At 70.3% G+C, this 25,894-nt stretch carries 23 protein-coding genes; 13 read left to right on the top strand and 10 right to left on the bottom strand.

Features of this window, described 5'->3' with window-relative positions:
• Positions 1-32: 32 nt before the first annotated feature.
• From ACQ86G_RS22570 to ACQ86G_RS22545, 6 genes are all read left to right on the top strand, one after another.
• Complete coding sequence (locus ACQ86G_RS22570) at positions 33-1,451, top strand: DUF2325 domain-containing protein (RefSeq protein ID WP_431257407.1); 1,419 nt, start codon at positions 33-35, stop codon at positions 1,449-1,451.
• A 192-nt stretch (positions 1,452-1,643) separates the two neighbouring features.
• Positions 1,644-2,060, top strand: a complete 417-nt coding sequence (locus ACQ86G_RS22565; RefSeq protein WP_431257406.1) for a hypothetical protein — start codon at positions 1,644-1,646, stop codon at positions 2,058-2,060.
• A gap of 227 nt (positions 2,061-2,287) precedes the next feature.
• Positions 2,288-2,953 carry a response regulator gene (locus ACQ86G_RS22560; RefSeq protein ID WP_431257405.1) on the top strand — a complete coding sequence of 222 codons (666 nt, stop codon included), beginning with the start codon at positions 2,288-2,290 and terminating at the stop codon, positions 2,951-2,953.
• Positions 2,950-4,530, top strand: a complete 1,581-nt coding sequence (locus ACQ86G_RS22555; protein WP_431257404.1) for a sensor histidine kinase — start codon at positions 2,950-2,952, stop codon at positions 4,528-4,530. Before ACQ86G_RS22560 ends, ACQ86G_RS22555 begins: the two co-directional genes overlap by 4 nt.
• A 126-nt stretch (positions 4,531-4,656) precedes the next feature.
• Entirely contained in the window at positions 4,657-5,736 is a 1,080-nt protein-coding gene (locus ACQ86G_RS22550) for a Bug family tripartite tricarboxylate transporter substrate binding protein (protein WP_431257403.1), read from the top strand.
• A gap of 118 nt (positions 5,737-5,854) precedes the next feature.
• Positions 5,855-6,958, top strand: a complete 1,104-nt coding sequence (locus ACQ86G_RS22545; RefSeq protein ID WP_431257402.1) for a porin — start codon at positions 5,855-5,857, stop codon at positions 6,956-6,958.
• Between the two features lie 31 nt (positions 6,959-6,989).
• Here the strand turns inward: ACQ86G_RS22545 and ACQ86G_RS22540 are convergent, their stop codons facing one another.
• Positions 6,990-7,646 carry a flavin reductase family protein gene (locus tag ACQ86G_RS22540; RefSeq protein ID WP_431261469.1) on the bottom strand — a complete coding sequence of 219 codons (657 nt, stop codon included), beginning with the start codon at positions 7,644-7,646 and terminating at the stop codon, positions 6,990-6,992.
• A 116-nt stretch (positions 7,647-7,762) separates the two neighbouring features.
• A complete protein-coding gene (locus ACQ86G_RS22535) occupies positions 7,763-10,261 on the bottom strand; it encodes a mechanosensitive ion channel domain-containing protein (RefSeq protein WP_431257401.1) in 2,499 nt (832 codons plus the stop codon).
• 209 nt (positions 10,262-10,470) lie between these two features.
• Between ACQ86G_RS22535 and ACQ86G_RS22530 the strand changes: the two genes are divergently transcribed.
• The gene (locus ACQ86G_RS22530) at positions 10,471-11,919 is read left to right on the top strand and encodes an NAD-dependent succinate-semialdehyde dehydrogenase (protein WP_431257400.1); all 1,449 of its coding nucleotides are present in this window, start codon (positions 10,471-10,473) and stop codon (positions 11,917-11,919) included.
• Positions 11,920-11,937: 18 nt separating this feature from the next.
• Here ACQ86G_RS22530 and ACQ86G_RS22525 read toward each other — a convergent pair whose 3' ends face one another.
• From ACQ86G_RS22525 to ACQ86G_RS22515, 3 genes are read right to left on the bottom strand one after another with little or no spacing between them, the layout of a single operon-like run.
• Positions 11,938-14,514 carry a cbb3-type cytochrome c oxidase subunit I gene (locus tag ACQ86G_RS22525; RefSeq protein ID WP_431257399.1) on the bottom strand — a complete coding sequence of 859 codons (2,577 nt, stop codon included), beginning with the start codon at positions 14,512-14,514 and terminating at the stop codon, positions 11,938-11,940.
• A complete protein-coding gene (gene coxB / locus ACQ86G_RS22520; RefSeq protein ID WP_431257398.1) occupies positions 14,511-15,524 on the bottom strand; it encodes a cytochrome c oxidase subunit II in 1,014 nt (337 codons plus the stop codon). The genes ACQ86G_RS22525 and coxB overlap by 4 nt, the downstream gene beginning before the upstream one ends.
• Positions 15,521-15,895, bottom strand: coding sequence for a c-type cytochrome (locus ACQ86G_RS22515; RefSeq protein WP_431257397.1), 375 nt, complete (start codon positions 15,893-15,895; stop codon positions 15,521-15,523). The genes coxB and ACQ86G_RS22515 overlap by 4 nt, the downstream gene beginning before the upstream one ends.
• A gap of 71 nt (positions 15,896-15,966) precedes the next feature.
• Here ACQ86G_RS22515 and ACQ86G_RS22510 point away from each other — a divergent pair, with 71 nt between their 5' ends.
• Both ACQ86G_RS22510 and ACQ86G_RS22505 read left to right on the top strand, forming a co-directional pair.
• Complete coding sequence (locus ACQ86G_RS22510) at positions 15,967-16,740, top strand: c-type cytochrome (RefSeq protein ID WP_431257396.1); 774 nt, start codon at positions 15,967-15,969, stop codon at positions 16,738-16,740.
• Positions 16,704-16,910, top strand: a complete 207-nt coding sequence (locus tag ACQ86G_RS22505; RefSeq protein WP_431257395.1) for a c-type cytochrome — start codon at positions 16,704-16,706, stop codon at positions 16,908-16,910. The genes ACQ86G_RS22510 and ACQ86G_RS22505 overlap by 37 nt, the downstream gene beginning before the upstream one ends.
• Positions 16,911-17,028: 118 nt before the next feature.
• On the opposite strand, the gene ACQ86G_RS22500 is transcribed toward ACQ86G_RS22505, so the two are convergent.
• Complete coding sequence (locus ACQ86G_RS22500) at positions 17,029-17,994, bottom strand: hypothetical protein (RefSeq protein WP_431257394.1); 966 nt, start codon at positions 17,992-17,994, stop codon at positions 17,029-17,031.
• Positions 17,995-18,167: 173 nt separating this feature from the next.
• Here ACQ86G_RS22500 and ACQ86G_RS22495 point away from each other — a divergent pair, with 173 nt between their 5' ends.
• From ACQ86G_RS22495 to ACQ86G_RS22485, 3 genes are all read left to right on the top strand, one after another.
• Entirely contained in the window at positions 18,168-19,736 is a 1,569-nt protein-coding gene (locus ACQ86G_RS22495; RefSeq protein ID WP_431257393.1) for a sensor histidine kinase, read from the top strand.
• On the top strand, positions 19,726-20,406 hold the full coding sequence (locus tag ACQ86G_RS22490) for a response regulator (protein WP_431257392.1): 681 nt from the start codon (positions 19,726-19,728) through the stop codon (positions 20,404-20,406). The genes ACQ86G_RS22495 and ACQ86G_RS22490 overlap by 11 nt, the downstream gene beginning before the upstream one ends.
• A gap of 160 nt (positions 20,407-20,566) precedes the next feature.
• Complete coding sequence (locus tag ACQ86G_RS22485; RefSeq protein ID WP_431257391.1) at positions 20,567-21,676, top strand: S-(hydroxymethyl)glutathione dehydrogenase/class III alcohol dehydrogenase; 1,110 nt, start codon at positions 20,567-20,569, stop codon at positions 21,674-21,676.
• Positions 21,677-21,755: 79 nt separating this feature from the next.
• Here ACQ86G_RS22485 and ACQ86G_RS22480 read toward each other — a convergent pair whose 3' ends face one another.
• The 3 genes from ACQ86G_RS22480 to ACQ86G_RS22470 form a co-directional block, all read right to left on the bottom strand.
• On the bottom strand, positions 21,756-22,091 hold the full coding sequence (locus tag ACQ86G_RS22480; protein WP_431257390.1) for a YnfA family protein: 336 nt from the start codon (positions 22,089-22,091) through the stop codon (positions 21,756-21,758).
• An 85-nt stretch (positions 22,092-22,176) separates the two neighbouring features.
• On the bottom strand, positions 22,177-22,419 hold the full coding sequence (locus ACQ86G_RS22475) for a hypothetical protein (RefSeq protein WP_431257389.1): 243 nt from the start codon (positions 22,417-22,419) through the stop codon (positions 22,177-22,179).
• Between the two features lie 127 nt (positions 22,420-22,546).
• The gene (locus tag ACQ86G_RS22470) at positions 22,547-24,031 is read right to left on the bottom strand and encodes a serine hydrolase (protein WP_431257388.1); all 1,485 of its coding nucleotides are present in this window, start codon (positions 24,029-24,031) and stop codon (positions 22,547-22,549) included.
• Positions 24,032-24,332: 301 nt separating this feature from the next.
• Between ACQ86G_RS22470 and ACQ86G_RS22465 the strand changes: the two genes are divergently transcribed.
• Positions 24,333-24,881 carry a hypothetical protein gene (locus ACQ86G_RS22465; RefSeq protein ID WP_431257387.1) on the top strand — a complete coding sequence of 183 codons (549 nt, stop codon included), beginning with the start codon at positions 24,333-24,335 and terminating at the stop codon, positions 24,879-24,881.
• 48 nt (positions 24,882-24,929) lie between these two features.
• Here ACQ86G_RS22465 and ACQ86G_RS22460 read toward each other — a convergent pair whose 3' ends face one another.
• Entirely contained in the window at positions 24,930-25,886 is a 957-nt protein-coding gene (locus ACQ86G_RS22460; RefSeq protein WP_431257386.1) for a LysR substrate-binding domain-containing protein, read from the bottom strand.
• Between the last annotated feature and the right edge of the window lie 8 nt (positions 25,887-25,894).

Below are 25,894 nucleotides of genomic sequence, written 5' to 3'. Positions count from 1 at the left end.
ATATTGCGAAGGGTCGTCAGCCGTCGCCCGCCATGCACAAGCCTCCCTTCAAGCTCCGTCCCCGTGGATTGGCCGCGCTCGCCGGCGCGGACGCCCCGCGCACCGAGGACGCGATGCCGGGACGCCTGGCCCCGATCGCCTGCTGCGACGAAGAAGCGTCCATCGTCGGGCAGGCGTCGACCGGGCCGACGTCCTTCGGGTCGCCACTCGCCGAGCCGTCGGACCATTCGACGGCGTCGCCTGACACGCCGGTCGCGAACCGGTCGCGACTCCATCAACTCGATCCCCATCTGCATTGCTCGGTGATCGGCAACTGCCTGGGCACGTCGGAACTGCGCCGGCTGATGAGCCGCCACGTCGACGTGGCGGGGATGAGCGACCTGGAGGTCCATCACACCGCGGTCTCCCTCGCGCCGCAGGGCGGTGACGTGGCGAAGGCGCTGCACAAGGCGCTCGACCAGCGGCACGCGGGCGCCGTCCGGTCCCTGGCGGCCGCGACGGACGAGGCGGCGCTCGAGACCGCCTGGCGTGAGGCCTGGCGGCGCGGCGACATCCAGGGCGCCTACTGGGCCGTGCTGACGCACAAGGCGGTGACGGTCGCGCTGCGGCAGACCGTGTTCGGCGAGGTCCACATGCTGTCCCACCTGATGGCGTCGGCGAACCGGCATGACCTGCAGCGCTTCGTCGCGCTGGAGAAGGGCCATGCCGAACTGGAGGAGCGGCTGGAGCGCGAGCAGGCGCGCCGGCACGATGCGCTTCAGGAGCGCGACCGCATGGCTGAGCAGATGCGCCGGCAGGCCGTCGATGCCGAGCGGCAGATGGCGGAGGTGCGTACCAGCGTCATGCGGTCGGAATCGTCGGCGTCGGCGCAGGATCTCCTCGCGCAGGTGGCCGTGCAGACCGAGCGCCGCGAGCGCGCGGAGCGCGTGGCTGAAGACGCCGTGCGGCAACGGGAGAGCTTGAAGGAACAGCTGGAGCGCACGCAGGCGCATGTCCGCGCGCAGGCCGAGGAGCTGGCCGCCGCCGAGGCCGAGTTGCAGCGGCTCAGCGCCGGCGTCCCGGATGCGGGCAGCGATGGCGCGGCGCTGCTGGTCGGTCGTCGCATCCTCTACGTCGGCGGCCGGCCGAGCTCGACGCCGGCGATCCGCGATTTCGTCGAGAGCCGCGACGGGGAATTCCTGCACCACGACGGCGGCCTCGAGACGCGCAAGGGCCTGCTGGCGGCGCTGCTGCCGCGCGCGGATCTCGTGGTGTTCCCGGTCGACTGCATCGATCACGATTCGGCGCTGAACCTCAAGCGCCTCAGCGAGCGGCATCAGGTGCCGTTCCTGGCGCTGCGCAGCGCCAGCCTGGCGAGTTTCGCGGCCACGGTGCGGCGGGAACTCGTGCCGTCGGGAGACGGTGCCGATCAGGGCCCGGGCGCGCGGCGCTTCTGCCTGCGACACGGCTGATCAGGGGTATTTCTCCATCGGTCCTGCGCGCGTTCCGCGCGGTTCGCTAGCCCCGTTTTGTCCGGCTGCAAGGCCGGACTACTTGTTTGCACTGTTTTGATGGCACGAACCTCGCAAAGCGCGGGCTCGCGTCGTTTTCAGGTATCTCCCGTCGATCTAGCATCTGATGCATCGGACGACTTTGGAGTTCCCATGACGCCGGAGGTATTGGCTTATTGGCTTGCTGGAATCTGCCCGCCCGCGGTGACCTGGATTCTCAACATGACGCTACGAGGCAGGGCCGCGCTATTGAGTTCTGCTGCTGACTCCGCGCTGCTGTTCCTAGTATTTGATGGCACGGCGGCAATCTCCATTCGAGATCTGGTCTGCAATACACCCAACGAGGCTGTCAGGGCGCTACTTCCTCCTGTCGTGCCGGCATTGATCTTCGTGTCGTTGGCAATCTGGATGGTCATTGTCCGATGGCTCGAACCATGCTTGACTTCAGGCGCCAAGACCCCTCAGGGGCGATTCCGTCAGTTTCTTTCTTTTCTGACGATGTGGTGGTTGGTTATTTTCAACGCCTACGGGCATTACTTTCTTTTTGTAAAGGCATTCCATGTTGCGTGAATTCTTGGTCTCCTGGGCCGCGGCTGGTGTTGTATACGCCGCTCTTCTTGCATTCGCTGGGTTCGTCATGTTCAAACTGGGGTGGTTGGATTCCCCAGATGTCGACAGCAGCGGAAATCTCGGAAATGGCGACACCGGTGGACATCCGACGTAACGGGCGCAGGTACCGGTGGGATGTGGAAAGACACTAGCTGACACCGTCGACCGCGGCGCTAGCATCGCGCGCCATGCGCATCCTCCTCGTCGAAGACGAAAAGCCCCTGGCCGACTGGCTGGTGAAGGCGCTCGGCCAGAACGACTTCGTCGTCGACTGGGTCGATGACGGGCGGCTGGTGCTGAACCAGCTCGCCGCCATGCGCTACGACGCGATGATCCTGGACCTGGGCTTGCCGGGGCTCGGCGGTCACGAGGTGCTGGCCCGCCTGCGGGACGCCGATTCCCGCGTCCCGGTGCTGGTGCTGACCGCGCGCGACTCGCTGATGGAACGCGTCAGCACGCTGCACGAAGGCGCCGATGATTTCCTCGCCAAGCCGTTCGAGCTGCAGGAACTCGAAGCCCGCCTGATCGCGTTGATCCGCCGCTCGCGCGGCCGCGACCAGCCGCGTTTCGCCTGCGGGCCTCTGGTGTATGACGCCGCCTCCAAGCTCTTCACGCTGGACCGGGAACCGCTGGCGCTGTCGCCGCGCGAGCACGCGGTGCTGCGCACGCTGATCCAGCACAGCGGCGAGCCGATGTCCAAGCAGGAGATCCTCGAGCGCCTGTTCTCCGACGAGCAGGACGTGCGGCCCGAGGCCGTCGAGGTCCTCGTCCACCGGCTGCGCCGCCGCATCGAGTCCGGCAAGGTCCGCATCACCACGCTGCGCGGCCTGGGCTACGTGCTGGAAGCGGCATGAGTCCGGCCCGGGCGCAGACGCCGGGGGCGAAGCGCCCCGGCCTGCGCTGGCCTTCGCTACCCACCCGGTGGCACCGGTTCAGCGTCCGCCGGACGCTGCTGGCGCTGGTGCTGCCGGTGATGCTGGCGGCCGTCGGCCTGGAGCTCGCGCTGACCTGGGGCACCGCGCTGCAGGCGGCCAACTCCGCCTATGACCGCTCGCTGCTCGGCGCGATCAAGGCGATCGACAGCAACGTCTCGACCGAGACCGGCGGCCTGTCCGTCGAGATGCCGTACCGGTTGCTGGAGTTCTTCGAACTCACCGCCAGCGGTCAGGTCTTCTTCCGCGTCAGCACCGAGGACGGCCTCGTCGAGATCGGCAACGCCGGCCTGCCGCTGCCGGGTCAACCGCTGAAGACCGGCGTGCCGCGCTTCATCGACGCCGAGTACTTCGGCGCCCCGGTGCGCGTGGGCGCCTGGGCCCGGGAGCTCGATCCCGAGCGGCCCGGTCGGCGGATGATCATCCAGGTGGCCGAGAGCACCAACTCGCGCAATGCGTTCTCTCGCGCGCTGCTGCTGCAGGCGGTGTGGCGCGACCTGCTGACCGTGTCCATCGTCGCGGGCACGCTGGCCCTGGTGATCGGCTGGGCCTTGCGGCCGCTGGACCGGCTGCGGCGCGAGGTCGAGGCGCGCGCCGACGACGACCTCTCGCCGGTCGACGAGACCGGGGTGCCCGCCGACGCGGCCCCGTTGGTGCGGGCGATCAACCACCATCTCGCCCGGCAGCGCGAGCTGATCGATGGCCGCCGGCGCTTCGTCGACGACGCCTCGCACCAGCTGCGCACGCCGCTGGCCACCCTGGCGACGATGGTGGGGTACGCACGCCGGGAGCGCGACCCGGCGCGGCTCGCCGAGGCGCTGGCCGCGCTCAAGGGCCAGATCGACGACACCGTGCGGCGCACCAACCAGATGCTGGCGCTGGCCCGCGCCGACACCGCGCAGGTCGCGATGACGCCGCTTTCGCTGGACCGCCTGGCCGACCGCTGCGCGCGCGAATCCTGGCCGCTGGCGCGGGAGCAGGGCATCGATCTCGGCTTCGAGCGCGCGGACGGGGACATCGTCGTGCTCGGGCACGAGGGGCAACTGCGTGAGGCCCTGCTGAACCTGCTGCACAACGCGTTGCGCTACACGCCGCGCGGCGGTGCGGTGACGCTGCAGGTCGGCGTGGAGCGCCGCGGGGCCGGCGTGTCGGCAGAGACCGGGAAGGCAGGCAGGGCCGATGAAGCCGATGAAGCCGACGGCGCGAACGACCGCGATGGACGGCTCGCGGTGATCCGCGTCGTCGACGACGGCCCCGGCATTCCCGCCGACGAGCGGCCGCGCGCCGGCGAGCGCTTCTTCCGCGGCAGCAATGTCGACCTGCCGGGTTCTGGACTGGGGCTGGCCATCGTGCGGGCGATCGCGCGCCGCCACCTCGGCGACATGGAGATCACCGCGGCGCGCGTCGATGCCGGCGGCCTGGAGCGTGGCACGGCGGTGACGCTTCGGCTTCCGCTGCGCGCGCCGACCGAAATTCCTGTCACGCTGAAAGCCGGCTGAAAGCGCCGTCTCCCTAGAGTCCGCCGCAAGCAGGTGGCGGGCGACCGCGCGTCCTGTCGACGAATCGCGACCGGTCGCGATCGACGACGGACGGCGGCGATACAGACCACCGCGAGGAGACAAGACATGGAATCGACCCCGACCTCCCGGGCGGGCCGCTGCACGACCGTGCGGTTTCGAGCCGCGCGGCACTGGATGGCCGCGTTCGCCGCCGTCCTCTGGCTGGCCGCGCCCTCCGGCGCCGCAGCGCAGCCGGGCCGTGGCGCCTCGGCGCCCGCGGCGTCAGCCCTGCCGGGCGGCGATGCCGCGCCCGAATGCATCGCCCCGGCCAAGCCCGGCGGCGGCTTCGACCAGAGCTGCAAGCTCGCGCAGGCCGCGTTCCAGCAGGCCGGCCTCACGCAGACGCCGATGCGCATCAGCTACATGCCGGGCGGCGTCGGCGCCATCGCCTTCGACCAGATCGTCACGAGACGCCCCGCCGAGCCGCAGACGCTGGTGGCCTTCTCCAGCGGTTCCCTGCTGAACCTCTCGCACGGCCGCTTCGGCAAGCGCAGCGTCGACGACGTGCGCTGGATCGCCGCCGTCGGCGTCGACTACGGCGTGGTCCTGGTCGGCCGCCAGTCGCCATGGAAGACGCTGCCCGAGCTGCTCGTCGCCTTGAAGGCCGATCCGGGCCGCATCAGCTTCGCCGCCGGCGGCACGATCGGCAGCCAGGACTGGGTCAAGTCGGCCCTGGTCGCCGGAGCGGGCGGCGTCGACCACAAGTCGATGCGTTTCGTCGCCTTCGAGGGCGGCGGCGAGGCCATCGCCGCGCTCAAGGGCGGCCACGTCCAGGTCTACATGGGCGATGCGTCGGAGGTCTTCGACAAGCTCGGTCCCGCCAGTCCTTTCCGCGCGCTGGCGGTGCTCGCCGAGCGGCGCCTGCCCGGGCCGCTGGGCGGCGTTCCTACCGCGCGGGAGCAGGGCGTCGACATCGTCTGGCCCGCGATCCGCGGCTTCTATGTCGGCCCGAAGGTCTCCGACGGCGACGTCGCCGCGTGGACCGCCGCCTTCGACCGCCTGATGGCCGCGCCGGCCTTCGACGAGGTCCGCGCGCGTCACGGGCTGTTCCCGCTCGCGCTCACCGGGCCGGCGCTGCGCGCCGTCATCGACCGCCAGAACCGCGAGTACGTCGAGCTCGCCACCCGCTTCGGACTCAGACGCTGAGCGCGTCCAGGCACCGGTCCCGCTTCCCGCTTCCCGATCCCCCAGAACCGGCCCTCACCGATTGAGGACCGCGGGCGCCCCTGCGTCCTGATTTTCCAACGACAACAAGGAGACTCCCTTGACATCCTCCCGCACGACCACCACCACGGCCACGACCAAGGTCCGACTGAACTCCCTGTGCGCCGCCGGCCTGCTGGCCCTGTGCGCGACCTCCGCCTTCGCGCAGAGCAGCGTCACCGTCTACGGGATCGCCGACGTCCTGCTGGAATACCGCGACCACATGAACGCCGCCGGCGACCACCGCTTCGGCGTCACCTCGGGCGGCATGAACACGTCCCGCTGGGGCCTGCGCGGCGCCGAGGACCTCGGCGGCGGCCTGAAGGCCGTGTTCCAGCTCGAGGCCGAGGTCGCCTTCGACACCGGCATGGCCGGCTCGTCGTACTGGGGGCGTCAGGCCAACGTCGGCCTGGAGGGCGAGTTCGGCCGCGTCGTCGCCGGCCGCTCGTACACGACCACCTACGACTTCCTGCTGCCCTTCGATCCGATGGGCTATGCGCCGTTCTACTCGTGGGCCACGTCCGGCGGACAGATCGCCACGCAGCCGCGCAAGGACGGGATGATCACGGGCATGTCCAACCTGATCAAGTACCAGGGGACCTTCGGCCCGGTGAAGGTCGGCGCGACCTACGCGCTGGGCGAGGTGACGGGCTCGGACTCGGCGGGCCGCTTCTTCGCGCTGGCCGGTGCGTACACGGCGGGACCGTTCTCGGCGACGCTGGTCGTCGACCAGCGCAACGGCGCGACGATCGCCGCCAACGGCCGCTACGACAAGGAAAAGGCGCTGCACTGGGCCGCGTCCTACGACTGGAAACCGGTCAAGCTGTTCCTGGCGCAGCGCGTCTACAAGAAGGAATTCGCCGTCGGCGGCGCCGACGCGAAGAGCACGATGACCTGGCTGGGCGCGACCTGGCAGGCGACGCCCGCGCTGAGCATCACGCCGGCCGTCTACTTCCAGAACATCTCCAGCGGTGCCAGCGGCACCGACGATCCCAAGCTCTACGCGCTGCGCGCCAAGTACGAACTGTCCAAGCGCACCAGCCTGTACGCGGTCGCCTCGACGGCGAAGTCGGGCGACGGCGGCGTGGTCAGTGTCTCGCGCGACGACAACGGCTTCGCCGATACGCAGTCCAGCGTCGGCCTGGGGATCCAGCACCGGTTCTGACCGGCTCGGCCCCCCAAGCTCCCCAAGCCCCTCAACCCGCCGCGGGCGTGTCCGGCACGACGATCGATTCGCCGATCGCGTAGAACTGGCCGCCCGCGATGTAGTGCAGCGTGCGCAGTTCCGGCGGCGCGGACTCGAAGTGCCAATGCCCGTCGCTGAACACGCGGGCATCGGCCCAGGCCGCGACGACCTCGCCGATGAACAGGTCGTAGATCCCCTGGTTGCGCGGTTCGGGCAAGACCCGGCACACCAGCCACGCGGCGCAGCCGTCCACCAGCGGGACGGGGCCCGCGGCGACGGCCGGAGCCGCGCCCGCGGCCGGGCCCGCGCCCGGACCCACGCTCGCATCGGCCGGGAGGTCGATGTCGACCAGCCGGGCACCGGCGTGGGCGAGCTTGTCCGGATCCTGGTGCAGGCTGCGGTTGCCGAGCCGGTGCGTCAACCCGGCCTGCGCCGCCGTCGGCACCTGCAGCACGAAGAAGCCGCTGGCCTCGACCAGCTCGCGCGTGCGCGTCGCCTTGTCGAGGACCACCGTCACCTTCGGCGGCTGGAAGTCCAGCGCGCAGGACCAGGCCGCGGCCATCGCGTTGCGCACGCCGCCGTGCGCGGCGGACACCAGCACGGTCGGTCCGTGGTTGAGCAGCCGGTAGGCCTTGTTCAGCGGGACCGGCGCGACGTGGGGATTCAGGCGTTCGTTCAGGGGCGTGTTCATGGCGGCGACCATTGTGACGGCGGTCGTCGGCCCGCGTTCCGGTCCGTGATTCAACCCTCGGGTCGCGGGGGCCGGGTTGCGGACCGTACGCCTCAGACCGGCGCCGGCGGCGAGGTCTGGCCCGGCAGCAGGCCCTCGGCGCGCAGCCGCGACAGCACGTCGAAGAGCAGCTCGCTCTTGATCCCGTACGCCGCGCGCGGCGAGTTGACGAAGCCCGAGGCGTTGAGCACCAGGTTGGTCCCGTCCACGCCGTCCAGCTGCACGTTCGGCGCCGGCGTCGACAGCACGCCGCCGTGCGCCTGGAACGCCGCCAGCACCAGCGCCTTCACGCGGTCGGTGTCGGTCGCCAGCGGCATCGGCAGCTTGAACTGCACCATGCCGAGCGACTCGCCGTAGGTCACGTTGCGGACGATCTTGGTGATGAACTCGGAGTTCGGCACGATCACCGTGGAGCGGTCGCCCATCTGGATCTCGGTCGCCCGCACGCTGATGCGGCGGATGTCGCCCTCGACGCCGGACAGCGAGACCCAGTCGCCGACCTTCACTGGCCGCTCGGCCAGCAGGATCAGGCCGGAGACGAAGTTCTGCACGATGGACTGCAGGCCGAAGCCGATGCCCACCGACAGCGCGCTGGCGACCCAGGCCACGCTCTGCAGGCTGAAGCCGACCGCCGTCAGCGCCGCGGCGATCGCGGCGACGGTGCCGACGTAGCCGAACAGCGTCGTCGTCGAGGAGCGCATGCCGACGTCCATGCGCGTGGTCGGCATGTAGCGCTCGGACAGCCAGCCCTTGAGCAGGCGCACCGCGGCCAGGCCGACGAAGAGCACGGCCAGCGCCTGCAGCAGCTTGAGCGGATTGAGCTCCAGCGTGCCGATGGTGAGGCCGTCCTGCAGGCTGCCGGAGCGGCGCACCAGGTCCATCGGCCCTTCGCCGTAGGGGGCGAGCAGCAGCAGGAGCGCGAAGAAGGCGATGGACACGCGGCAGACGGCGGACAGCAGCAGGGCGGTCTGCTCGCGCGTGCGCGGCGGCGCGGGGCCGTCGGCGGTGGCGGCGGCCTTGCCGTTCGCCTTGTCGCCGGCCTTGCCGTCGCCCTTGCTGTCCCCCTTGCCCTCGCCCGAGGCGGCGGCGGCGGCGGGTGAGGGCGCCAGAAGCGTCATGAAGAGGTCGTCGACCAGCACCGTCAGCAGGTAGGCGCCGCCGAGCACGATCAGTCCCCAGACGACCTGGTTGAGGACGAACATCGCCAGCGACACGAAGCCGGTCAGCAGCGCCAGCGAGGCACCGACCAGCGTCAGCCACGCGGCGGCGCGCAGCACCGACAGCCAGAGCGGGCGGATGACGAGTTCGGGTGGGGCGCCGGTGCCCGCATCGGCGGCATCCGGCGCGTCCTGCGGCAGGCCGGTGTGTCGCCGCAGTTGCGCGATGGCCAGGCCCAGCACCGCGACGAAGGTCAGCGACGCCAGCGTCTGCACGGCGCCGCTCGCGGCGACGCTCAGATCCAGCGTCGCCGCGGTGCGCGACGACAACCAGCCCAGCACCACGGCCGCCGCGAGCGTGCGCGGCAGCCAGGCCAGCCGCAAGGCGGCCACGTCGGGCACCGGCAGCAGACGCCATGACGGCTTGCGCGCCATCAGCAGCGCGGCGCCGAGGCCGGCGATGAATCCACCGAACCAGACGATCATCTCGGCCGTGTCCAGCCATTGCGCCAGCGAGTCCGGGCCTTGCGGGGCCCCGTCGACCAGGCTGGCCGTCAGCGTCAGGACCAGCCCGTGCGCGATCAGGCCGGGCCGCAGCGTGCGCAGGAGCACCTCGCTGACCGCGAACAGCGAGCGGCGCAGGCGCCCCTGCGGCAGGCGGGTGGCGCACAGGCGTGCGGTCAACCGCCGGGCGCCCAGGCAGAGCACCAGCCAGACCGCCGCGGCGCCGCACAAGGTCAGCCACGCCGTGGCCGGCACCGTGGCCCACAGCGCGCCGAGTTCGGCACCGAACACCCGCGCGCGTTCCAGGTCCGCCGCGCGGTCGGCGCTCAGCGAGCGCCAGAACCCCGATTGCAGGAATGACGGCACGCGCTCGCCGAGCCGGGCGCTCAACTGCAGCCGCTGGGCGGCCGTGGCGCTGCGCAACGTGCTCTCGGCCTGTCCGGCCAGGTCGTTCGCGACCTTGATCTGACCGTCGATGGTGGCGACTTCGCGACCCAGCTGCGCGCGCAACTGGGCGACCTCGGGCGTCTCCTTGACGTCCGCCTGCGGCGTGCCGAGCTGCTCCAGGCGCGACTTCGCGTCGTTCAACCTCGGCTGCAGGGCGGACACCGCCTGCTCGATGCGTGACTGCACGCGTCCGACCTTGTCCTTGATGTCGCCCAGGTCCTCCGCCGTCAGTTCCTTGCCCGGCTTGGGCTGGATCGCCTTGAGTTCGGTGCGGGAAATGTCCAGCAACTTCGCCGGGTCGGTCGGCTCGGGCGCCGGGTGTTGCGCGAAGGCGGGCGCCGACAGCGTGACGGCGCAGACCAGCAGCGCCCACGACAACCACGTCAGCAGGCGCGGCGCGCGGCCGGAGGACCGGCAGGCAAGGGGAGTCGGGAGAACAGTCATCCAGTCACCGGGAAACCAGGGTGCCGCCTGGGCGGCAAGCGGCGGTCCCGGGTCATCGGGGCGCTCTGCGACCCCTCCGGACGCCCTGCGCCAGGTATGGCGTCCGGTGATGTCGGATATGCCGTCGCGTGATGCGTCCGCCGGCATCGAGCGGGTAGAGTGACCCATCACGCCTTCTCACGTTTTCTCACGTCTTCGAGGACCCCACGATGACCACCACCGCTTCCTATCCCGACACCCGCCTGCTGATCGCCAACGAATGGGTCGACGCCACCGGCGGCAAGACCATCGACGTGCGCAACCCCGCGACCGGCACCGTGATCGGCAAGGTCGCGCACGCGAGCAAGGCCGACCTGGACCGTGCCCTGGACGCGGCGCAGAAGGGCTTCGAAGCCTGGCGCAACGTGTCCGCGCATGAGCGCGCCGCGACGATGCGCCGCGCCGCCGCGCTGCTGCGCGAGCGCGCGCCGGAGATCGCGAAGCTGCTGACGCAGGAGCAGGGCAAGCCCGTTGCGGAAGCGAAGGGCGAGATCCTCGCCGGCGCCGACATCATCGAGTGGTTCGCCGACGAGGGCCGGCGCGTCTACGGCCGCATCGTGCCGTCGCGCAACCTGGCCGCGCAGCAGCTCGTGCTCAAGGAACCCGTCGGCCCCATCGCGGCCTTCACGCCGTGGAATTTCCCGGTCAACCAGATCGTGCGCAAGCTCGGCGCGGCGCTCGCCACCGGATGCTCGTTCCTGGTGAAGGCGCCGGAGGAGACGCCGGCCTCGCCCGCGGCGCTGCTGCAGACCTTCGTCGACGCCGGCGTGCCTCCCGGCACCGTCGGCCTGGTCTTCGGCGACCCGCATGAGATCTCCAGCTACCTGATCCCCCATCCGGTCATCCGCAAGGTCACGTTCACCGGCTCCACGCCGGTCGGCAAGCAGCTGGCGTCGCTGGCCGGCGCGCACATGAAGCGCGTCACCATGGAGCTCGGGGGCCATGCGCCGGTCATCGTCGCGGAGGACGCGGATGTCGCCCTCGCGGTCAAGGCCGCCGGCGCCGCGAAGTTCCGCAACGCCGGGCAGGTCTGCATCTCGCCGACCCGCTTCCTCGTGCACAACAGCCTCAAGGACGAGTTCACCGCGGCGATGGTCAAGCACGCCCAGGGCCTCAAGCTCGGCGACGGCCTCGCGGAAGGCACCACCCTCGGCCCGCTCGCCAACGAGCGACGCGTCGTCGCCATGTCCAAGATCGTCGCCGAAGCCCGCGAACGCGGCGCCAAGATCGCCACCGGCGGGGAACGCGTCGGCAGCGCCGGCAACTTCTTCGCGCCCACCGTGCTGGCCGACGTGCCGCTCGACGCGTCGGTGTTCAACGACGAACCGTTCGGACCGATCGCGGCCATCCGCGGGTTCGATACCCTCGAGGAAGCCATCGCGGAAGCCAACCGGCTGCCGTTCGGGCTGGCGGGGTATGCGTTCACGAAGTCCATCAAGAACGCGCATCTGCTGGCGCAGCGCATGGAGGTCGGGATGCTGTGGGTCAACCAGCCCGCCACGCCGTCCGCCGAGATGCCGTTCGGCGGGGTGAAGGACTCGGGGTATGGGTCGGAAGGCGGGCCGGAGGCGTTGGAGGCTTACCTCAATACCAAGGCCGTCTCGCTGCTCGGGGTTTGAGCACACCTCCCTCCAGCCTCATGCCACCAGCCAGGGCCACCACACGGTGATCACCCCCTGCACGCAGATCCATCCCCACAGCAACACCACCGCTTCGCGCGTGGTGTGCTGTCGGGGTCGGATCAGCCCCGATCCGATCCGGGCCGCGTAGTACAGCGCCAGCATCAGCGCGACCGCGAGTTGCAAGCCCTGCAGGCTGTGCAGCGCGGCCAGCGTGCCCGTCCATGCATCCAAGGTCGGCGGACGCTCCGCTGGCCAAGCCGTCTGCAATCCGCTGTAGAACGCCAGCACCGCCAGCCCGAACGCCGGTGCCAGCAGCAGGGCACGCCACGTCGACACCGGCGCACGCCAGGCGCCAAGGCCCGCCCACACCACGAAGACCAGACTCAGCGCGTAGCCGAGGGTCTGCATCATCAAGGTCGTGTGGCTCGCCAGGCCCACGCCCGGTGGCGGACAGACGTCCAGCTTCATCGCCACGTGCAGGTGCGCGAAGGCCATCGACGCGAAGATCGTCGCCTCGACCACGATCAGGATCACGACGCCCCAGAACGACGGCGCCTGGCGACCCGTGACCCCCATCGGCAGGATCACGCCGTCGGCCGCCTCGGCCTCCTCGAACGGCGGCGCCCGGTCGGTCTGCCACAGCCACGCCCAGATCGCGACGATCGCGAGGACACCGCCCGCCACCGTGCCGCTGACGTGCTTCACCGTCATCAACAGGAAGAAGGCCGCCGTACCGATCGCCGCCAGCACCGGCCACAGGCTGTCCCCCGCCATCAGCACCACCCGCAGCGGGCGCGCCTGGACCGGACTGGTCAGCAACGTCTCACGATCGCCGGTGATCGTGCCGGGCAGCCAGTGCTCGCCGGCCTCGACCTCCGCATGCAAGGCGGGGCGATGCCACAGCGGCTCGTGGTGCTCGACCTGCGGGATGCTGCGCGTGCCGTAGGTCTTGCTCGGCAGCCACTCCAGCGTCGACGAGCGCCACGGATCGTTGTGGTCCTGCTCCGGACCGCGCTGGCTCCGGATGAGGTCGATGACGAAGAGCAGCACCCCCGCGGCGATGACGAAGGCGCCGACCGAGGAGAGCAGGTTGGGCAGCTCCAGTCCCAGCCCTGACGGATAGGTGTGCACGCGGCGCGGCATGCCCAGCATGCCGGCGATGTGCATCGGGAAGAAGGTCAGGTGGAAGCCGCCGAAGATCAGCCCGAACACCCAGCGGCCCGCGCGCTCCGACATCGCGCGGCCTTTCCACAGCGGGATCCAGTGGTAGAGCGCCGCGAACATCGGCAGCACCATGCCGCCGATGAGCACGTAGTGGAAGTGCGCGACGACGAAGTAGGTGTCGTGCACCTGCCAGTCGATCGGCAGCAGCGCGAGCATCACGCCGGTCAGGCCGCCGACGACGAAGGTGACCAGGAAGCCGATGAGGAACCAGGTCGCCGTGGTCCATTGCAGGCGTCCGCGCCACAGCGTGCCGATCCAGGCGAAGACCTGCAGCGCGCCCGGGATCGCGATGGCGACGCTGAAGATCGAGACCAGGCTCAGCCCCAGTCCGCCGAGACCCGCGGTGAACATGTGATGCAGCCACAGCAGGAAACTCGCCGCGCCGATGGCGACCAGCGCCGTGCTGACCGCGTGGCGGCCGATCAACGTGGTGCGCGCCAGCGCCGGCACCATCGTCGAGACCAGCCCCGCCGCGGGCAGGAAGATGATGTAGACCTCCGGGTGGCCGAAGAACCAGAACAGGTGCTGCCACAAGAGCGGGTCGCCGCCGCGCGTGGCATCGAAGATCGGCCAGTCGAAGGCGCGTTCGATCTCCAGCAACGCCGTGCCCGCGATCACCGCCGGGAACGCGAGCACGATCATGAGGCCGACGACCAGCATGGACCACGCGTAGACCGGCATGCGGCTCAGCGTCATGCCGGGCGCTCGCGTCATCAGGACGCCGGTGATCAGCTCGATCGCGCCGGCGATGGCGGAGATCTCGATGAAACCGATGCCCAGCAGCCAGAAGTCCGCGTTGAGCCCCGGTGAGTACTTCGCGCTGCTCAGCGGCGGATACATGAACCAGCCCGAGTCGGGCGCGAGCTGCCAGAACAGCGTGGCGTAGAAGGCCAACCCGCCGATGGCGTACATCCAGAACGAGTAGGCGGACAGGCGCGGGAAGGGCAGGTCGCGCGCGCCCAGCATGTTGGGCAGCAGGAAGACGGCGATCGCCTCGACCATCGGCACGGCGAAGAGGAACATCATCACCGTGCCGTGCATGGTGAACAGCTGCTGGAAGACCGGCGCGCTGAACAGCGTCTGGTCCGGCGCGGCCAGTTGCGCGCGCATCAGCAGCGCCAGCACGCCGCCCAGCAGCAGGAACACGAAGGCCGTCGCGATGTAGAGCTTGCCGATGAAGACGTTGTTGACGCTGCCGATCACGCGCCAGCCCTTGGGCGGATCCCATGCGGCGCGCAGGCGATCGAGTTCACCGTAGGGCCTCGGCAGCCGGTTGGAGGGGCGGGGGTTGTCTGGCGGCGATGCGGCGTCCGCCGGGCCCGCGCGGCGGTCGTCGATGACGTTGATGGTGTCGGTCACGTCACTCATGGCGCGTCGACGGTGGACGCGACCAGCGGGCGATCCGACCCGCCGCCCGCCACCGGCGGGCCGGCGAGGAACTCCACCATCGCGTCGATCTCGTCGGCGCGCAAGTGTTGGTACGACGGCATGCGCGCGCCCGGCTTGACCTGCTGCACGTCGCGTATCCATTGCCGCAGCGCCGTGCGCGGATCACCGAGCGGATCACGGTTGCGCAGCGCGCCGGCGCCCAGCCACAGGCGGCTCGCCACGTGGGTCAGGTCCGGCCCGAGCGGCGGTGCATCCGCCACGGCCTGTCGCGCCGGACCTCGCACCGCATGGCAGGTCGCGCAGCCGTTCTCGCGGAAGAGCGCGGCGCCCCGCAGCGCCTGGCGCGAGGCCGGTTCCGGCGCGGCGCCGGCCTGTGCGCGCCGCCATTGCGCGAAGTCGTCGGGCGGCATCGCGACGACCTGCAGCACCATCGCCGCATGCTGGGTGCCGCAGTACTCCGAGCACGGCCCGCGGAACACGCCCGGCTGGGAGGCGGTGAAGGTCAACCGGTTGAGCCGCCCCGGCACCATGTCGACCTTGCCGCCCAGCGCCGGCACCCAGTAGCTGTGGATCACGTCGTCCGACGCCAGCGTCAGGGTCACGGGCCGGCCGACCGGCACGCGCAACTCGTTGGCCGTCGCGAACGCGGGGGCGTCCGGCTCGGCCTCGTACCGCATCGACCACCACCAGAGGTGGCCGGTGACGGCCACGCGCAGTGCGCCCGGCGGCGACGGATCGTCCAGGCCGTAGGCGCTCCGTTCGCCGTGGAGGAGCAGGCCGCCGAAGACGAGGACCGGCAGCACCAGGCCGCCGCCCCAGAGCCAGAGCGCGGTCGACACCGGCCGACGGCCCCGCCACCACAGCGCCCCGGCCAGGCAGGCCATCGCGAAGACGAAGGCGAAGGCGCAGACGATCAGCGTCGTGTTCATGACGCCGGCCAGCGCCTCCGCTTGCGGACCGGCGGGCCGGAGCATGCCGCCCGCGCTCATCGCAGCGACAGCAGGTAGCCGGCGATGTCGCGCGCGTCGCGCTCCGACAGGCCGAGTCGCGGCATCGTCGTGCCGGGCAGCAGCGCCGGCGGATCCAGCAGCCAGCGCTGCAGGATCTCGGGCGAGTTGGGCAGCTGTCCGGCGATGTAGGCGCGCCGGCCGAAGCGCTCCAGCGCGGGTGCCCGCTGGCCGCCGCCCGGCACGCCCGGCACGGCATGGCAGCTGCCGCATTGGAACTGCGCCATCAGGTGGCGCCCCCGCTCGAGGTCGGCGGCCTCGACCTGCCAGCGCCGCAGCGGCTCGTCCGGGGCGGGGCCGCAGGCCGAGAGCAGCAGACCCAGGGCGATCGACAGGAGGCAGGGGCGCGTCATGCGCGCTCCCCGGCACACGAAGTGCCCGCCCTGCTGTCGGGCCCCGGCATCGCGCTTGCCTTGCTGCGACCATGACCGAACCGCCGCGTCGCCTCTCCCCTGTGAAGGCCCTCCTGGCCGCCGGCGCCGCGGCCGGCGTGATCGGGGCGGCGGGCGCGGCAGCGTTCGTCTGGTTCGGCGTCTACGACGTGTCCGCGACCGGGCCGCATCTGCAGCCGGTGCATTCCTTGCTGGAAATCGCGCTGCAGCGCGCGGTCCAGCGGCGCGCGGACGCCCACCCGCCGCCGCCCGACCTGCTCACCCGCGATCGCGTGATGCAGGGAGCCGCCTGTTTCCGCGACCGCTGCGTCGCCTGCCACGGCGCGCCGGGCGTGGCGCCGCAGGCGTTCGCGCTCGGCATGCAGCCGGTGCCGAGCTCGCTCGTGGAGGCGACCCGCCACTGGCGCCCGCAGGACCTCTACTGGATCACCCGCAACGGCATCAAGATGAGCGGCATGCCGGCCTGGGAATACCGGCTGGAGGAGGGCGAACTCTGGGGCATCGTCGCCTTCCTCGATGCGCTGCCGCTGATGACGCCGGACCAGTACCGGGTGTTGACCGCATCGACGGAAAAGTCTCCGGTCGAGGTCGGGAAAACGGGCGGGGCAACGACGGAAGGGGGAAGCGCACCGCGACCTCGACGACGGCGGCACGATGCGACGGTCTCGTCGACGCGCCCGCGCCGCTGGTACCGCCGCTGCCGACCGTCGAGCTCGCCCAGCGCGCGTTCCGCCAGCACGGCTGCACGGCCTGCCACACGATCCCCGGCGTGGTCGGGCCGGACACGTCCAACGGTCCGCGCCTGAGCGGCCTCGCGGGACGCGACCGCATCGGCGGCAAGGCGGCGCCGACGGAGGAGGGATTGACCGCCTGGATCCGCGATCCGCAGGCGATCGATGCGCACAACGCGATGCCGACGCTCGGCGTCAGCGAGACGCAGGCGCGGCTGATGGCGCGTTATCTGCTGACGCACTGACATCGGCGACCGCGCGAGGTGGGTCGCCGATGTCGCTTCAGGACGTCCTCACGGACGAAACCTTACGGACGAAGCCTCACTGACGAGGCCTCACTGACGAGGCATCACGGACGAGGCCTCACTGACGCGGCAGCAACCGGTCGGCGGGCGCGACGGGGAACGGCGACCCCAGCGAGCGGGCCTGGCCCTTGACCTGGTTCTGCGCCTGGCACTTGTGCGTGCAGATGGTCGCGGGCGGCGCGACTTCGGTCGCGTCCTCGCCGAAGACCATGCCCATGCGACCGCCGCTGCTGACGTCCCAGCGCGAGGTCAGTCCGCAATGGCTGACCTTGGCGATCGTGCCGTCACGCTTGACGATCGGGTTCACGCAGGCCGCATCGCTGATGCGCGTCGCCACCTGCGGGCTGTCGCGGCCGACGAAGCGCGACGAGTAGTCGTTGCCGAAGTTCACCCGCGGCGTCACGACGACGGTCGTGTCCTTGTAGGGCAGGGCGTCGCCCTCCAGGTTGCGGAAGTTGCGGTTGTCGAAGTAGAAGGCGTTCAGGCTCGGATTCGACGGGTGCGTGGCCAGCACGTGCGTGAAGACCGTCGAGGTGCCGTCGGTGCGGGCGACTTCCATCTGGAACACGCCGCCGTTGGCGCAGTCCTTGGCCTGGATCTTCATCGCGACCTGCGGACCTTCGCGCATCAGCACGATGTCGGTGGTGTCGAGTTCCACGTCGACACCGCCGGTCAGCGCGGCGCCGCGGTGGTCGGGCAGCTTCGAGGCGAACACCGGCGTGGGCACGCCGCCGGTCATGTCCAGCGGATTGGCCGCGCCGGTCAGGACGTAGTCGCGGATGCCGAAGCTGGCCGCGTCGACCTCGAACTGCACGTACTTGCCCTGCACGAGGAAGCGCGCCGGCACGCTGCCCGCGGCCACGGTCTGGTTGGCCTTGCCGCTCAGGCCGAGCACGCGGAAGCCGCCGCCGTCGCAGCCCTTGGAGGAGGCGGCCATCGCCAGGCCGCTCGCGGCGGTCAGCGCCAGGGCCGTCAGCAGCGCGCGGCCGCGACGCAGGGAAGAGGAGGAACGGGTCGAGGTCATGGAGTGCTCCCGGGAGGTTGTGCGCAAAGGGTGTCTGAAGACAGCGCGATGCTAGGAATCCGTCGCTTCCGCGCCCAGGGCACAAGGGCGGGATCGCGATGGGACGAAGGTCGCGACCGGTCGGGACCTTGGTCCATGGGCGGGCCGGAAGCACGCTGTTACAGTGCCGCCCGATGACCTCACCGGCCCCGCTCCAGACGCCACGGCGCCTGTCGTCGTCCCTGTCGTCGTCCCTGTCCTTGTCGCAGCAGTTCCTGCTGGTCAGCTTCCCGGTGCTGCTCGCGTCCACGCTGGTCATCGGCTGGTGGGTCGGCAGACAGGTCGAGGAGAGCGTCGTCCACCGCATCGGCGGCGACACGGCGCTGTACGTGGACGGCTTCATCGCGCCGCATCTCGACGGCCTGAATCGCACGGGCCAGATCGGCGATGCGGACCGGCGCGCTCTGGAAGCGCTGGTCGTCGACGCGGACTGGGCGCGTCGCATCGTGTCGCTGCGGATCTGGCGCCCGGACGGCGTCGTGCTGTTCAGCAGCGACGGCGAGGGCGTCGGCCAGAAGCTCGAGGTCGACGAAGGCCTGGAGGTGGCCGCGGCCGGGAGCGTCTATTCGGAGATCACCGTGCGACGGGGCCGTCAGCAGGCCGATCATGGCCAGCCGCTGGAGCGGATGATCGAGACCTACACGCCGATCCACACCGCCGGGCGCGGGCACATCGGTGCGATCGCCGAGTTCTACCAGATGCCCGACGAGATCGACCGCGAAGCGGGCAGCGCGCAGCGGCGCGGCTGGCTGATCGTCGCGGGCACGATGCTGGCGACCTACCTGCTGCTGTTCCTGCTCGTGCGCCGGGGCAGCCTCACCATCGTCGCGCAGCGCAACGAGCTGCGCGAGAAGCTGGCGCAACTGACCGCGATGCATGTGCAGAACGATGCCCTGAACGCCCGTGTCCGACGCGCGGCGGAGGATGCGATCTCGATCAACGAGGCGCTGCTGCAGCGCGTCTCCGCCGATGTGCATGACGGCCCGAGCCAGGACCTCGGTTTCGCGCTGATGCAGATCAAGAACCTGCGCGACGCCCAGGCGGCTCGCACGTCCGATGCGATAGACGATGCGATAGACGATGCGATGGCTGATGCGGCCTCCGTCGCGAAGGTCGGCGCGGCGGCGGCGGGGACGAGCGCCGGTGCGGCGCTGGCCGGCGATCTGGACCGCATCAGCGACGCCGTGCAGGCCGCCATGCGCGACCTGCGGGCGATCTCCGCGGACCTGGAGCTGCCTGAACTGGAGCCGCTGTCGCTCGACGCCGTCGCGGCGCGCGTGGTCCGCGACTTCGAGGCGAAGACCCAGGGCGTCGTGCCGGTGACGCTGGAGACCGCCGTCGATCCGGCGCTGCCTTCGCCGTTGCGCATCAAGACGACGCTGTACCGGCTGCTGCAGGAATCGCTGGCGAACGTGTTCCGGCATGCGCGCGGGAGCCGCTGCCGCGTCGCGTTGCGGACCGATGCGTCCGGCATCCGGCTGGCCGTGGACGACGACGGCCCGGGCTTCGATCCCGCGCAGGCGAGCGCCCGTCGGCGGCTGGGCCTGAGCGGCATGCGCCAGCGCGTGGAGTCGCAGGGCGGGACCTTCGGCGTGACCAGCGCGCCGGGGGCGGGCACGAGCATCCGCGTGGACCTGCCGTTGACGGCGCGCCCTGGCGGAGAGGACGGCATGAACGTGACAAGGACGGTTGATGAGCGCTGATGCGATCGAGGTGCTGGTGGTCGATGACCATCCGCTGTTCCGCCAGGGCGTGGTGCATTCGCTGGCGCTGGATCCGGGTTTCCGGGTCGTGGGGGAAACCGCCTCCGGCGAGGAGGCCCTGGCGCTGGCGCAGGCGCTGCTGCCCGACGCCGTGCTGCTGGACATCAGCATGCCGGGCTGGAACGGCATCACGACGGCCGAGCGCATCGCGATGGCCTGCCCGGCGACGGCGATCGTGATGCTGACGATGTCGGAGGACAAGGACAAGCTGCTCGCGGCGCTCAAGGCCGGTGCGCGCGGCTACGTGCTCAAGGGCGTGTCGGGCAAGGAACTGGCCGGCGTGCTGCGCGCGGCGGTGGCCGGCGAGGTGTACGTGTCGCCGTCGATCGCCGCGGAGATGCTGGTGTCCCTGACCCAGCGCAAGGCGCCGGATCCGCTGCAGGAGCTGACCGACCGCGAGCGCAGCATCCTGTCGCTGATCGGCGCGGGCAGGACCAACCGCGAGATCGACGACGCCTTGTTCCTGTCGGAGAAGACGATCAAGCACCACGTGACCAACATCCTGCAGAAGCTGCAGGTCCGCAGTCGCGTCGAGGCGGCGCTGCTCGCCAGCCGCCACGGCGAGACCGGGCTCGGCGGCCGGACAGACAGGGACGATCGCACCGGTTGAGGAGCGCGCACGCGCCCGGTCCATCGGGATAGACTGACCCGGAACGGCGCGCCCCGGCGGGCGCATCCGCACGCCCGCCTCGCCGCCGCCGCCGGGTTCCCGGGTTCCCGTGTGCCCGCGCCCCGTTTCCATTCCTCCGACAGTTCCGAAAGGCCCTCCCATGAAATCCCGTGCCGCCGTCGCGTTCGAAGCCGGCCAGCCGCTGCAGATCGTCGAGATCGACGTCGAGCCACCCCGCAAGGGCGAAGTGCTGGTGAAGATCACCCACACCGGCGTGTGCCACACGGATGCGTTCACCCTCAGCGGCGACGATCCGGAAGGTCTGTTCCCCGCCGTGCTCGGCCATGAAGGCGCGGGCATCGTCGTCGAGGTGGGCGAGGGCGTCACCAGCGTCAAGCCCGGCGACCACGTGATCCCGCTCTACACCGCCGAATGCGGCGAGTGCCTGTTCTGCAAGTCCGGCAAGACCAACCTGTGCGTGGCCGTGCGCGCGACGCAGGGCAAGGGCGTGATGCCGGACGGCACGACGCGCTTCTCCTACCAGGGCAAGCCCATCTACCACTACATGGGCTGCTCGACCTTCAGCGAGTACACCGTGGTGGCCGAGGTGTCGCTGGCCAGGATCAGCCCGGACGCCAACCCGGAGCAGGTCTGCCTGCTGGGCTGCGGCGTGACCACCGGCCTGGGTGCGGTGAAGAACACGGCCAAGGTGCAGCCGGGCGACTCGGTGGCGGTGTTCGGCCTCGGCGGCATCGGCCTGGCGGTGATCCAGGGCGCGAAGCTGGCGCAGGCCGGCCGCATCATCGCGATCGACACCAACCCGTCGAAGTTCGAGCTGGCCAAGGTCTTCGGCGCCACCGACTTCGTGAACCCGAAGGACTTCGACAAGCCCGTCCAGCAGGTGATCGTCGAGATGACCGGCTGGGGCGTCGACCATTCGTTCGAGTGCATCGGCAACATCCATGTGATGCGCGCGGCGCTCGAGTGCGCGCACCGCGGCTGGGGCCAGTCCATCGTGATCGGCGTCGCGGGCTCGGGTCAGGAGATCTCGACGCGGCCGTTCCAGCTGGTGACGGGCCGGACCTGGAAGGGCACGGCCTTCGGCGGCGTCAAGGGCCGCTCGCAGCTGCCGGGCATGGTCGAGGAGGCGATGCGCGGCGACATCCAGCTCGCGCCGTTCGTGACCCACACGATGCCGCTGACCGGCATCAACGAGGCCTTCGACCTGATGCACGAGGGCAAGTCGATCCGCTCGGTGGTGCACTACTGAGCTGGAGGCCGTTGCGGGACGCGGCGGCTGGCGGAGGCGCCGGCCCGGCCGGGCTTGGCCCGGCTCAGCTCAGCTCAGCTCAGCCCGGCGTCCTCCGCCCCAGCATGATGATGGCCATGCCGACCAGGCTGACGGCGACGCCGATCCAATCGGTGGTGGAGGGCTTCACCTTGTCCACCAGCATCAGCCAGACCATCGCCACGCCGATGTACACCCCGCCATAGGCGGCGTAGACGCGGCCCGCGGCGGTGGGGTGCAGCGACAGCAGCCAGGCGAAGAGCGCCAGGCTGCCGGCCGCCGGCACGAGCAGCCAGACCGGTTTGTCCTGCTTCAGCCAGAGGTAGGGCAGGTAGCAGCCGACGATCTCGGCCAGTGCGGTCAAGGCGAAAAGCAGGAAGGTCTTGAGCAGGTCCATCTGCGGATTCTCGCGCCCGACAAGACCGATCGACGACGACCGATCGACGACGACCGGCCCGGCGCGACCAGCGCCAGGCGCCCGGTCAGCGCGACTCTTTCCAGCCCAGCACCCGGGCCGGCAGGAACAGGAGGGCCTTGAGCAGCGCGAAGACCGCCTCCACGCTCAGTCCGATCAGCCGGAACGGCAGCGTCAACAGCCAGGCGATCGGCCACAGGACCAGCGCCAGCAGGGCCAGCGGCCAGCACAGCACGAAGAGGACCAACCAGAACAGCAGGCCGACGAAGCCCATGACGCACTCCTTGGTGAGGCCGTGATCGGTTGGCACGGCACATCGGCACCTTAGCGCGCGTGGCGGGTCGACGCGTCGATCAGGCGACAGACCGGCTTGCGGGGTCGACAGGATGCATGCGCCGGGGATGGCCCGACTGCCGGCGTCAGGAGACCGCCAGCGGTCAAGGCTCGCGCGGAGCTCTGGTATTCCTGCCCGCCTGCCTGACGGTCAGCGCCGGCGCGGCGTCCTCACCCGGCTCGAAGACGATCTCCAGCGGCGTGACCTTGGCGAAGAAGGTCAGCGGAGACTTCGCGAAGAGCTCGAACCCCTGCTGGCCCGTTGCCCGCGCGAACAGCCGGTTGCCGTCCGCGTGCACCGTGATCTTCATCGACGGCGACAGCACGTAGACGCCGACCAGGGGTTTCAGCTGTCCTGCCGACAGCGTGACCGTCGACTGGCGCGTCAGGGACATGTCTGACGGTGGGATCGCAGGTTCCAGCAGATGCAGCGCCAGATCGACGACGCCGACACCGGCGTTGGCGAATACCGCCGAGGCATTGCCCTTCGAGGGATCCAGCCACAGCGAGGTACTGAAGCCGAAGGTCGCGCCGTCGTGATTGAACGCGACACGCCCAGGCAGCACGCCGGCATTCCATGCGAGGCCGATGCTGGCGCCCGGGATGTCGCGGGCGCCGTGGCGACGCAGGCAGAGGGCGAACGCCTCCTTCAACGGATGGTCGAACTGCCCCAGCGCCGCCTGCGCATAACGCGCGATGCCGCGGGTGCTGCCGAGCAAGGCTCCCGCGCCCGCCATGGCGGGACGGAAGGTCCAGTGGTCGACCGTCTTGCCGGCCTTGTCATGCCCGTCGAGGAAGCGCCGGCCGGGCGGTGGACTCAGGAAGATCTGGTCGGCGAGACCCAGCGGCACCAGCACGCGCTCGCGGAGCAGCGCGGGATAGTCCCGCTGCTGCAGGAAGCCCAAGGCCTGGCCGAGCAGACCGAAGCCGAGGTTCGAGTACTCGTAGGCGGTGTCGCGCGGCTTGTCCGCCCTCCATCCGGACAGGAAGGCGGCCATCTGCGTCCAGTCGTAGGTGGCATAGGGATCGGTAAGCTCCGGACGCACGGCCAGGTTCGAGGGCAGTCTCGGCAGGCCCGAGCGTTGCGTCGCCAGGTCCACCCAGCGCAGCGGTGCATCCTGGCTGTCGCGCAGTGGGAGACGATCGGGCAATACCGCCTCGACGGGGTCGTCGAGCTTGATCAGGCCGCGCGTCACCGCATCCGCCAGCAGCAGCGCGGTGAAGGTCTTCGTGATCGAGCCGAGCTCGAACAGCGCCTGTGGATCGGGGACCGGACCGCGGACGCTTGCGCCGCTGAAGGCCGTCGCGCCGTCGCGGATGCGCATGGCGGCGAGGGCGACGCCCTCGTATTTCAGGCGCTCGGCGAGCAGAGCGCCCTGCGGTCCGTCGTGCAGGGGAGTCTCGCGGGACGGCAATGCGGCAGATGGCAATGGCCCAGGCGATGACGCGGCGTCGCTCATCGCGGGACCCGATGCGCCGCTGGCGGCCGGCGCGGCGGGCTGGGCGAACGCGCGCCACGGCGACGAGAGGCTCGCGGTGGCCAGCGCCGCCGAGGCGGTCAGGCTGGCGCGACGGGTGATCTTGCGCATGTGAAAAGACTCCCAGAATACCGGTCGCGTCAACGTCACTTCTTGCCGCCGAGGACCGGGTGCCAGCAAAGTGTAGGACGGTGTCGGGTCTTGCCTCCATCCCTCATTAGGCTGTCTGTGCGGTCGTGTCACCCCCATCGGGATGAAGTTTTCTTGCTGACCTTTGACGCGCCGCAATGAGCGCCGAGATTGAGACCGACTGATGGGGGAACGGTGGCCGAATTCGATTTCGGGCCGCGTCTGCGGTGGCAGAGTCGCTCTCCATGGCGGGCAGGGGCCCGCCGTTATCGAGGAACAGACGATGCCAGTGAATCCCTATGAGAGCAGCACGGCCGAGCGCGCCGCTCGGTCTGATCCGGAGCTGATCGCCCGGGTGCAAGCGATCGAGACGGTCCTGCCGACGCTCGCCACGCGAGCCCAGCTGGAGCAGCTCCGCGGAGAGATGAAGGAAGGTCTCGGTGCGGTCCGTGTGGAGCTGAAGGAAGAGGCCGGAGCTCTGCGCACCGAGATCGGCGCGCTCCGCACCGAAACAAAAGCGGAGATCGGCGGTCTGCGCGCCGAGATGAAGGACGGCTTTGCCGCCGTCAACGTGACCATCGGCGCGCTGCGTGCGGAAATGAAGGATGGCACTGCGGCCGTGAACGAGACGATCGGTGCACTGCGTGCGGAAATGAAGGAGGGGCTGGGAGCGGGCCGGGCGGAGATGCACAAGACGACCAGCGACCATCACTTGGCGACTCAGGGCGTGATCTTCGGCGCGATCAAGTGGTCCGTCGGCTTCGTGTTCGGTCTGATCGGATTGGCGGCCACGGTGTTCGCCGCCGTGTCTCCCTTCATCAAGTCGCACTGACGACGGTGAAGGCGACGAAGCCGCTTCGATGGGCCGGCATGAGACCGATCAACTCGTCTTCCCCAGCGCCTTGGCCAGATGCGCCACGAACTGCCTGACCCGCGCGGTGCCCTGGACCCGCTGCGGGTACACCGCATAGATGTCTGCATCGGGCGTTTCCCACTCCGGCAGGACCTGGACCAATCGTCCCGTCGCGAGGTAACGCGCGATGTCCCATTCCGCGCGCATCAGGATCCCGTGACCGTCGAGCGCCCAGTTCACCGCGATCTCGCCGTCGTTGGTCGTCAACGCACCGCGGGTCTTCACCGCCTCGGTGACCGTCTTGCGACCGCGCTTGGACGATAGCCGCCACAGGCCGTACGCTTCCTCGCCCTGACGGATGCCGATGCAGTCGTGCCGCACGAGTTCCGCGGGCGTCTTCGGCGAGCCGTGCGAGCGCAGATAGGCGGGTGAGGCGCAGAGCAACCGGCGGTTCGCGGCGATGCGCCGCGCGATGACCCGCGCATCCGGCGGCGGACCGAATCGGATGCAGACGTCGAAGGCATCCTCGTTCAGCGGCGGCGGATTGACCGACAGCTGCAACTGCACCTGCAGCTTCGGATGCTGGCGCACGAAACCCGAGATCAGCGGCGCGATGTGCGTCCGCCCGAATCCCAGCGTCGCGTTCACGCGCAGCAGACCGCTCGCCGTGCCGCCGCTGGCGCTCATCACTTCCTGCAGGTCATCGATCGCCGCAAGGATCCGCCGCGCGTGCTCCAGGTAGAGCTCGCCTTCCTGCGTCAGGCTCATCCGGCGCGTGGTCCGGCTCAGCAGCGCGGTGCCCAGCCGGCTCTCCATCTGTGTCAGGTGCTTGCTGACCGCCGCCGTCGTGATGCCGAGCTCGCGTGCCGCCGCGCTCAGGCTGCCGGCGCTGCACAGCGCCGAGAAGAAGCCCAGATCGGCCGGTGCGATCGCCGCAGCGTTGGTCGACGCCTTGGGCGCCTTCGTGGTGACGATCTTGCTCATGGCGCCAG

This window comes from Roseateles chitinivorans (assembly GCF_050632145.1).
Taxonomy (GTDB): domain Bacteria; phylum Pseudomonadota; class Gammaproteobacteria; order Burkholderiales; family Burkholderiaceae_C; genus Roseateles; species Roseateles chitinivorans_B.
The sequence above is the reverse complement of the archived record's forward strand: the minus strand, read 5'-3'. Positions and strand labels throughout refer to the sequence as shown.

Bases quoted from the DNA above. Each gene is read 5' to 3' on its own strand.
- ACQ86G_RS22550 (WP_431257403.1), top strand. From the start codon at position 4,657: ATGGAATCGACCCCGACCTCCCGGGCGGGCCGCTGCACGACCGTGCGG.
- ACQ86G_RS22530 (WP_431257400.1), top strand. From the start codon at position 10,471: ATGACCACCACCGCTTCCTATCCCGACACCCGCCTGCTGATCGCCAAC.
- ACQ86G_RS22495 (WP_431257393.1), top strand. From the start codon at position 18,168: ATGACCTCACCGGCCCCGCTCCAGACGCCACGGCGCCTGTCGTCGTCC.
- ACQ86G_RS22565 (WP_431257406.1), top strand. From the start codon at position 1,644: ATGACGCCGGAGGTATTGGCTTATTGGCTTGCTGGAATCTGCCCGCCC.
- ACQ86G_RS22525 (WP_431257399.1), bottom strand. From the start codon at position 14,514: ATGAGTGACGTGACCGACACCATCAACGTCATCGACGACCGCCGCGCG.
- ACQ86G_RS22535 (WP_431257401.1), bottom strand. From the start codon at position 10,261: ATGACTGTTCTCCCGACTCCCCTTGCCTGCCGGTCCTCCGGCCGCGCG.
- ACQ86G_RS22510 (WP_431257396.1), top strand. From the start codon at position 15,967: ATGACCGAACCGCCGCGTCGCCTCTCCCCTGTGAAGGCCCTCCTGGCC.
- ACQ86G_RS22555 (WP_431257404.1), top strand. From the start codon at position 2,950: ATGAGTCCGGCCCGGGCGCAGACGCCGGGGGCGAAGCGCCCCGGCCTG.
- ACQ86G_RS22500 (WP_431257394.1), bottom strand. From the start codon at position 17,994: ATGACCTCGACCCGTTCCTCCTCTTCCCTGCGTCGCGGCCGCGCGCTG.
- ACQ86G_RS22515 (WP_431257397.1), bottom strand. From the start codon at position 15,895: ATGACGCGCCCCTGCCTCCTGTCGATCGCCCTGGGTCTGCTGCTCTCG.
- ACQ86G_RS22560 (WP_431257405.1), top strand. From the start codon at position 2,288: ATGCGCATCCTCCTCGTCGAAGACGAAAAGCCCCTGGCCGACTGGCTG.
- ACQ86G_RS22570 (WP_431257407.1), top strand. From the start codon at position 33: ATGCACAAGCCTCCCTTCAAGCTCCGTCCCCGTGGATTGGCCGCGCTC.
- ACQ86G_RS22480 (WP_431257390.1), bottom strand. From the start codon at position 22,091: ATGGACCTGCTCAAGACCTTCCTGCTTTTCGCCTTGACCGCACTGGCC.
- ACQ86G_RS22470 (WP_431257388.1), bottom strand. From the start codon at position 24,031: ATGCGCAAGATCACCCGTCGCGCCAGCCTGACCGCCTCGGCGGCGCTG.
- ACQ86G_RS22485 (WP_431257391.1), top strand. From the start codon at position 20,567: ATGAAATCCCGTGCCGCCGTCGCGTTCGAAGCCGGCCAGCCGCTGCAG.
- ACQ86G_RS22465 (WP_431257387.1), top strand. From the start codon at position 24,333: ATGCCAGTGAATCCCTATGAGAGCAGCACGGCCGAGCGCGCCGCTCGG.
- coxB (WP_431257398.1), bottom strand. From the start codon at position 15,524: ATGAGCGCGGGCGGCATGCTCCGGCCCGCCGGTCCGCAAGCGGAGGCG.
- ACQ86G_RS22460 (WP_431257386.1), bottom strand. From the start codon at position 25,886: ATGAGCAAGATCGTCACCACGAAGGCGCCCAAGGCGTCGACCAACGCT.
- ACQ86G_RS22490 (WP_431257392.1), top strand. From the start codon at position 19,726: ATGAGCGCTGATGCGATCGAGGTGCTGGTGGTCGATGACCATCCGCTG.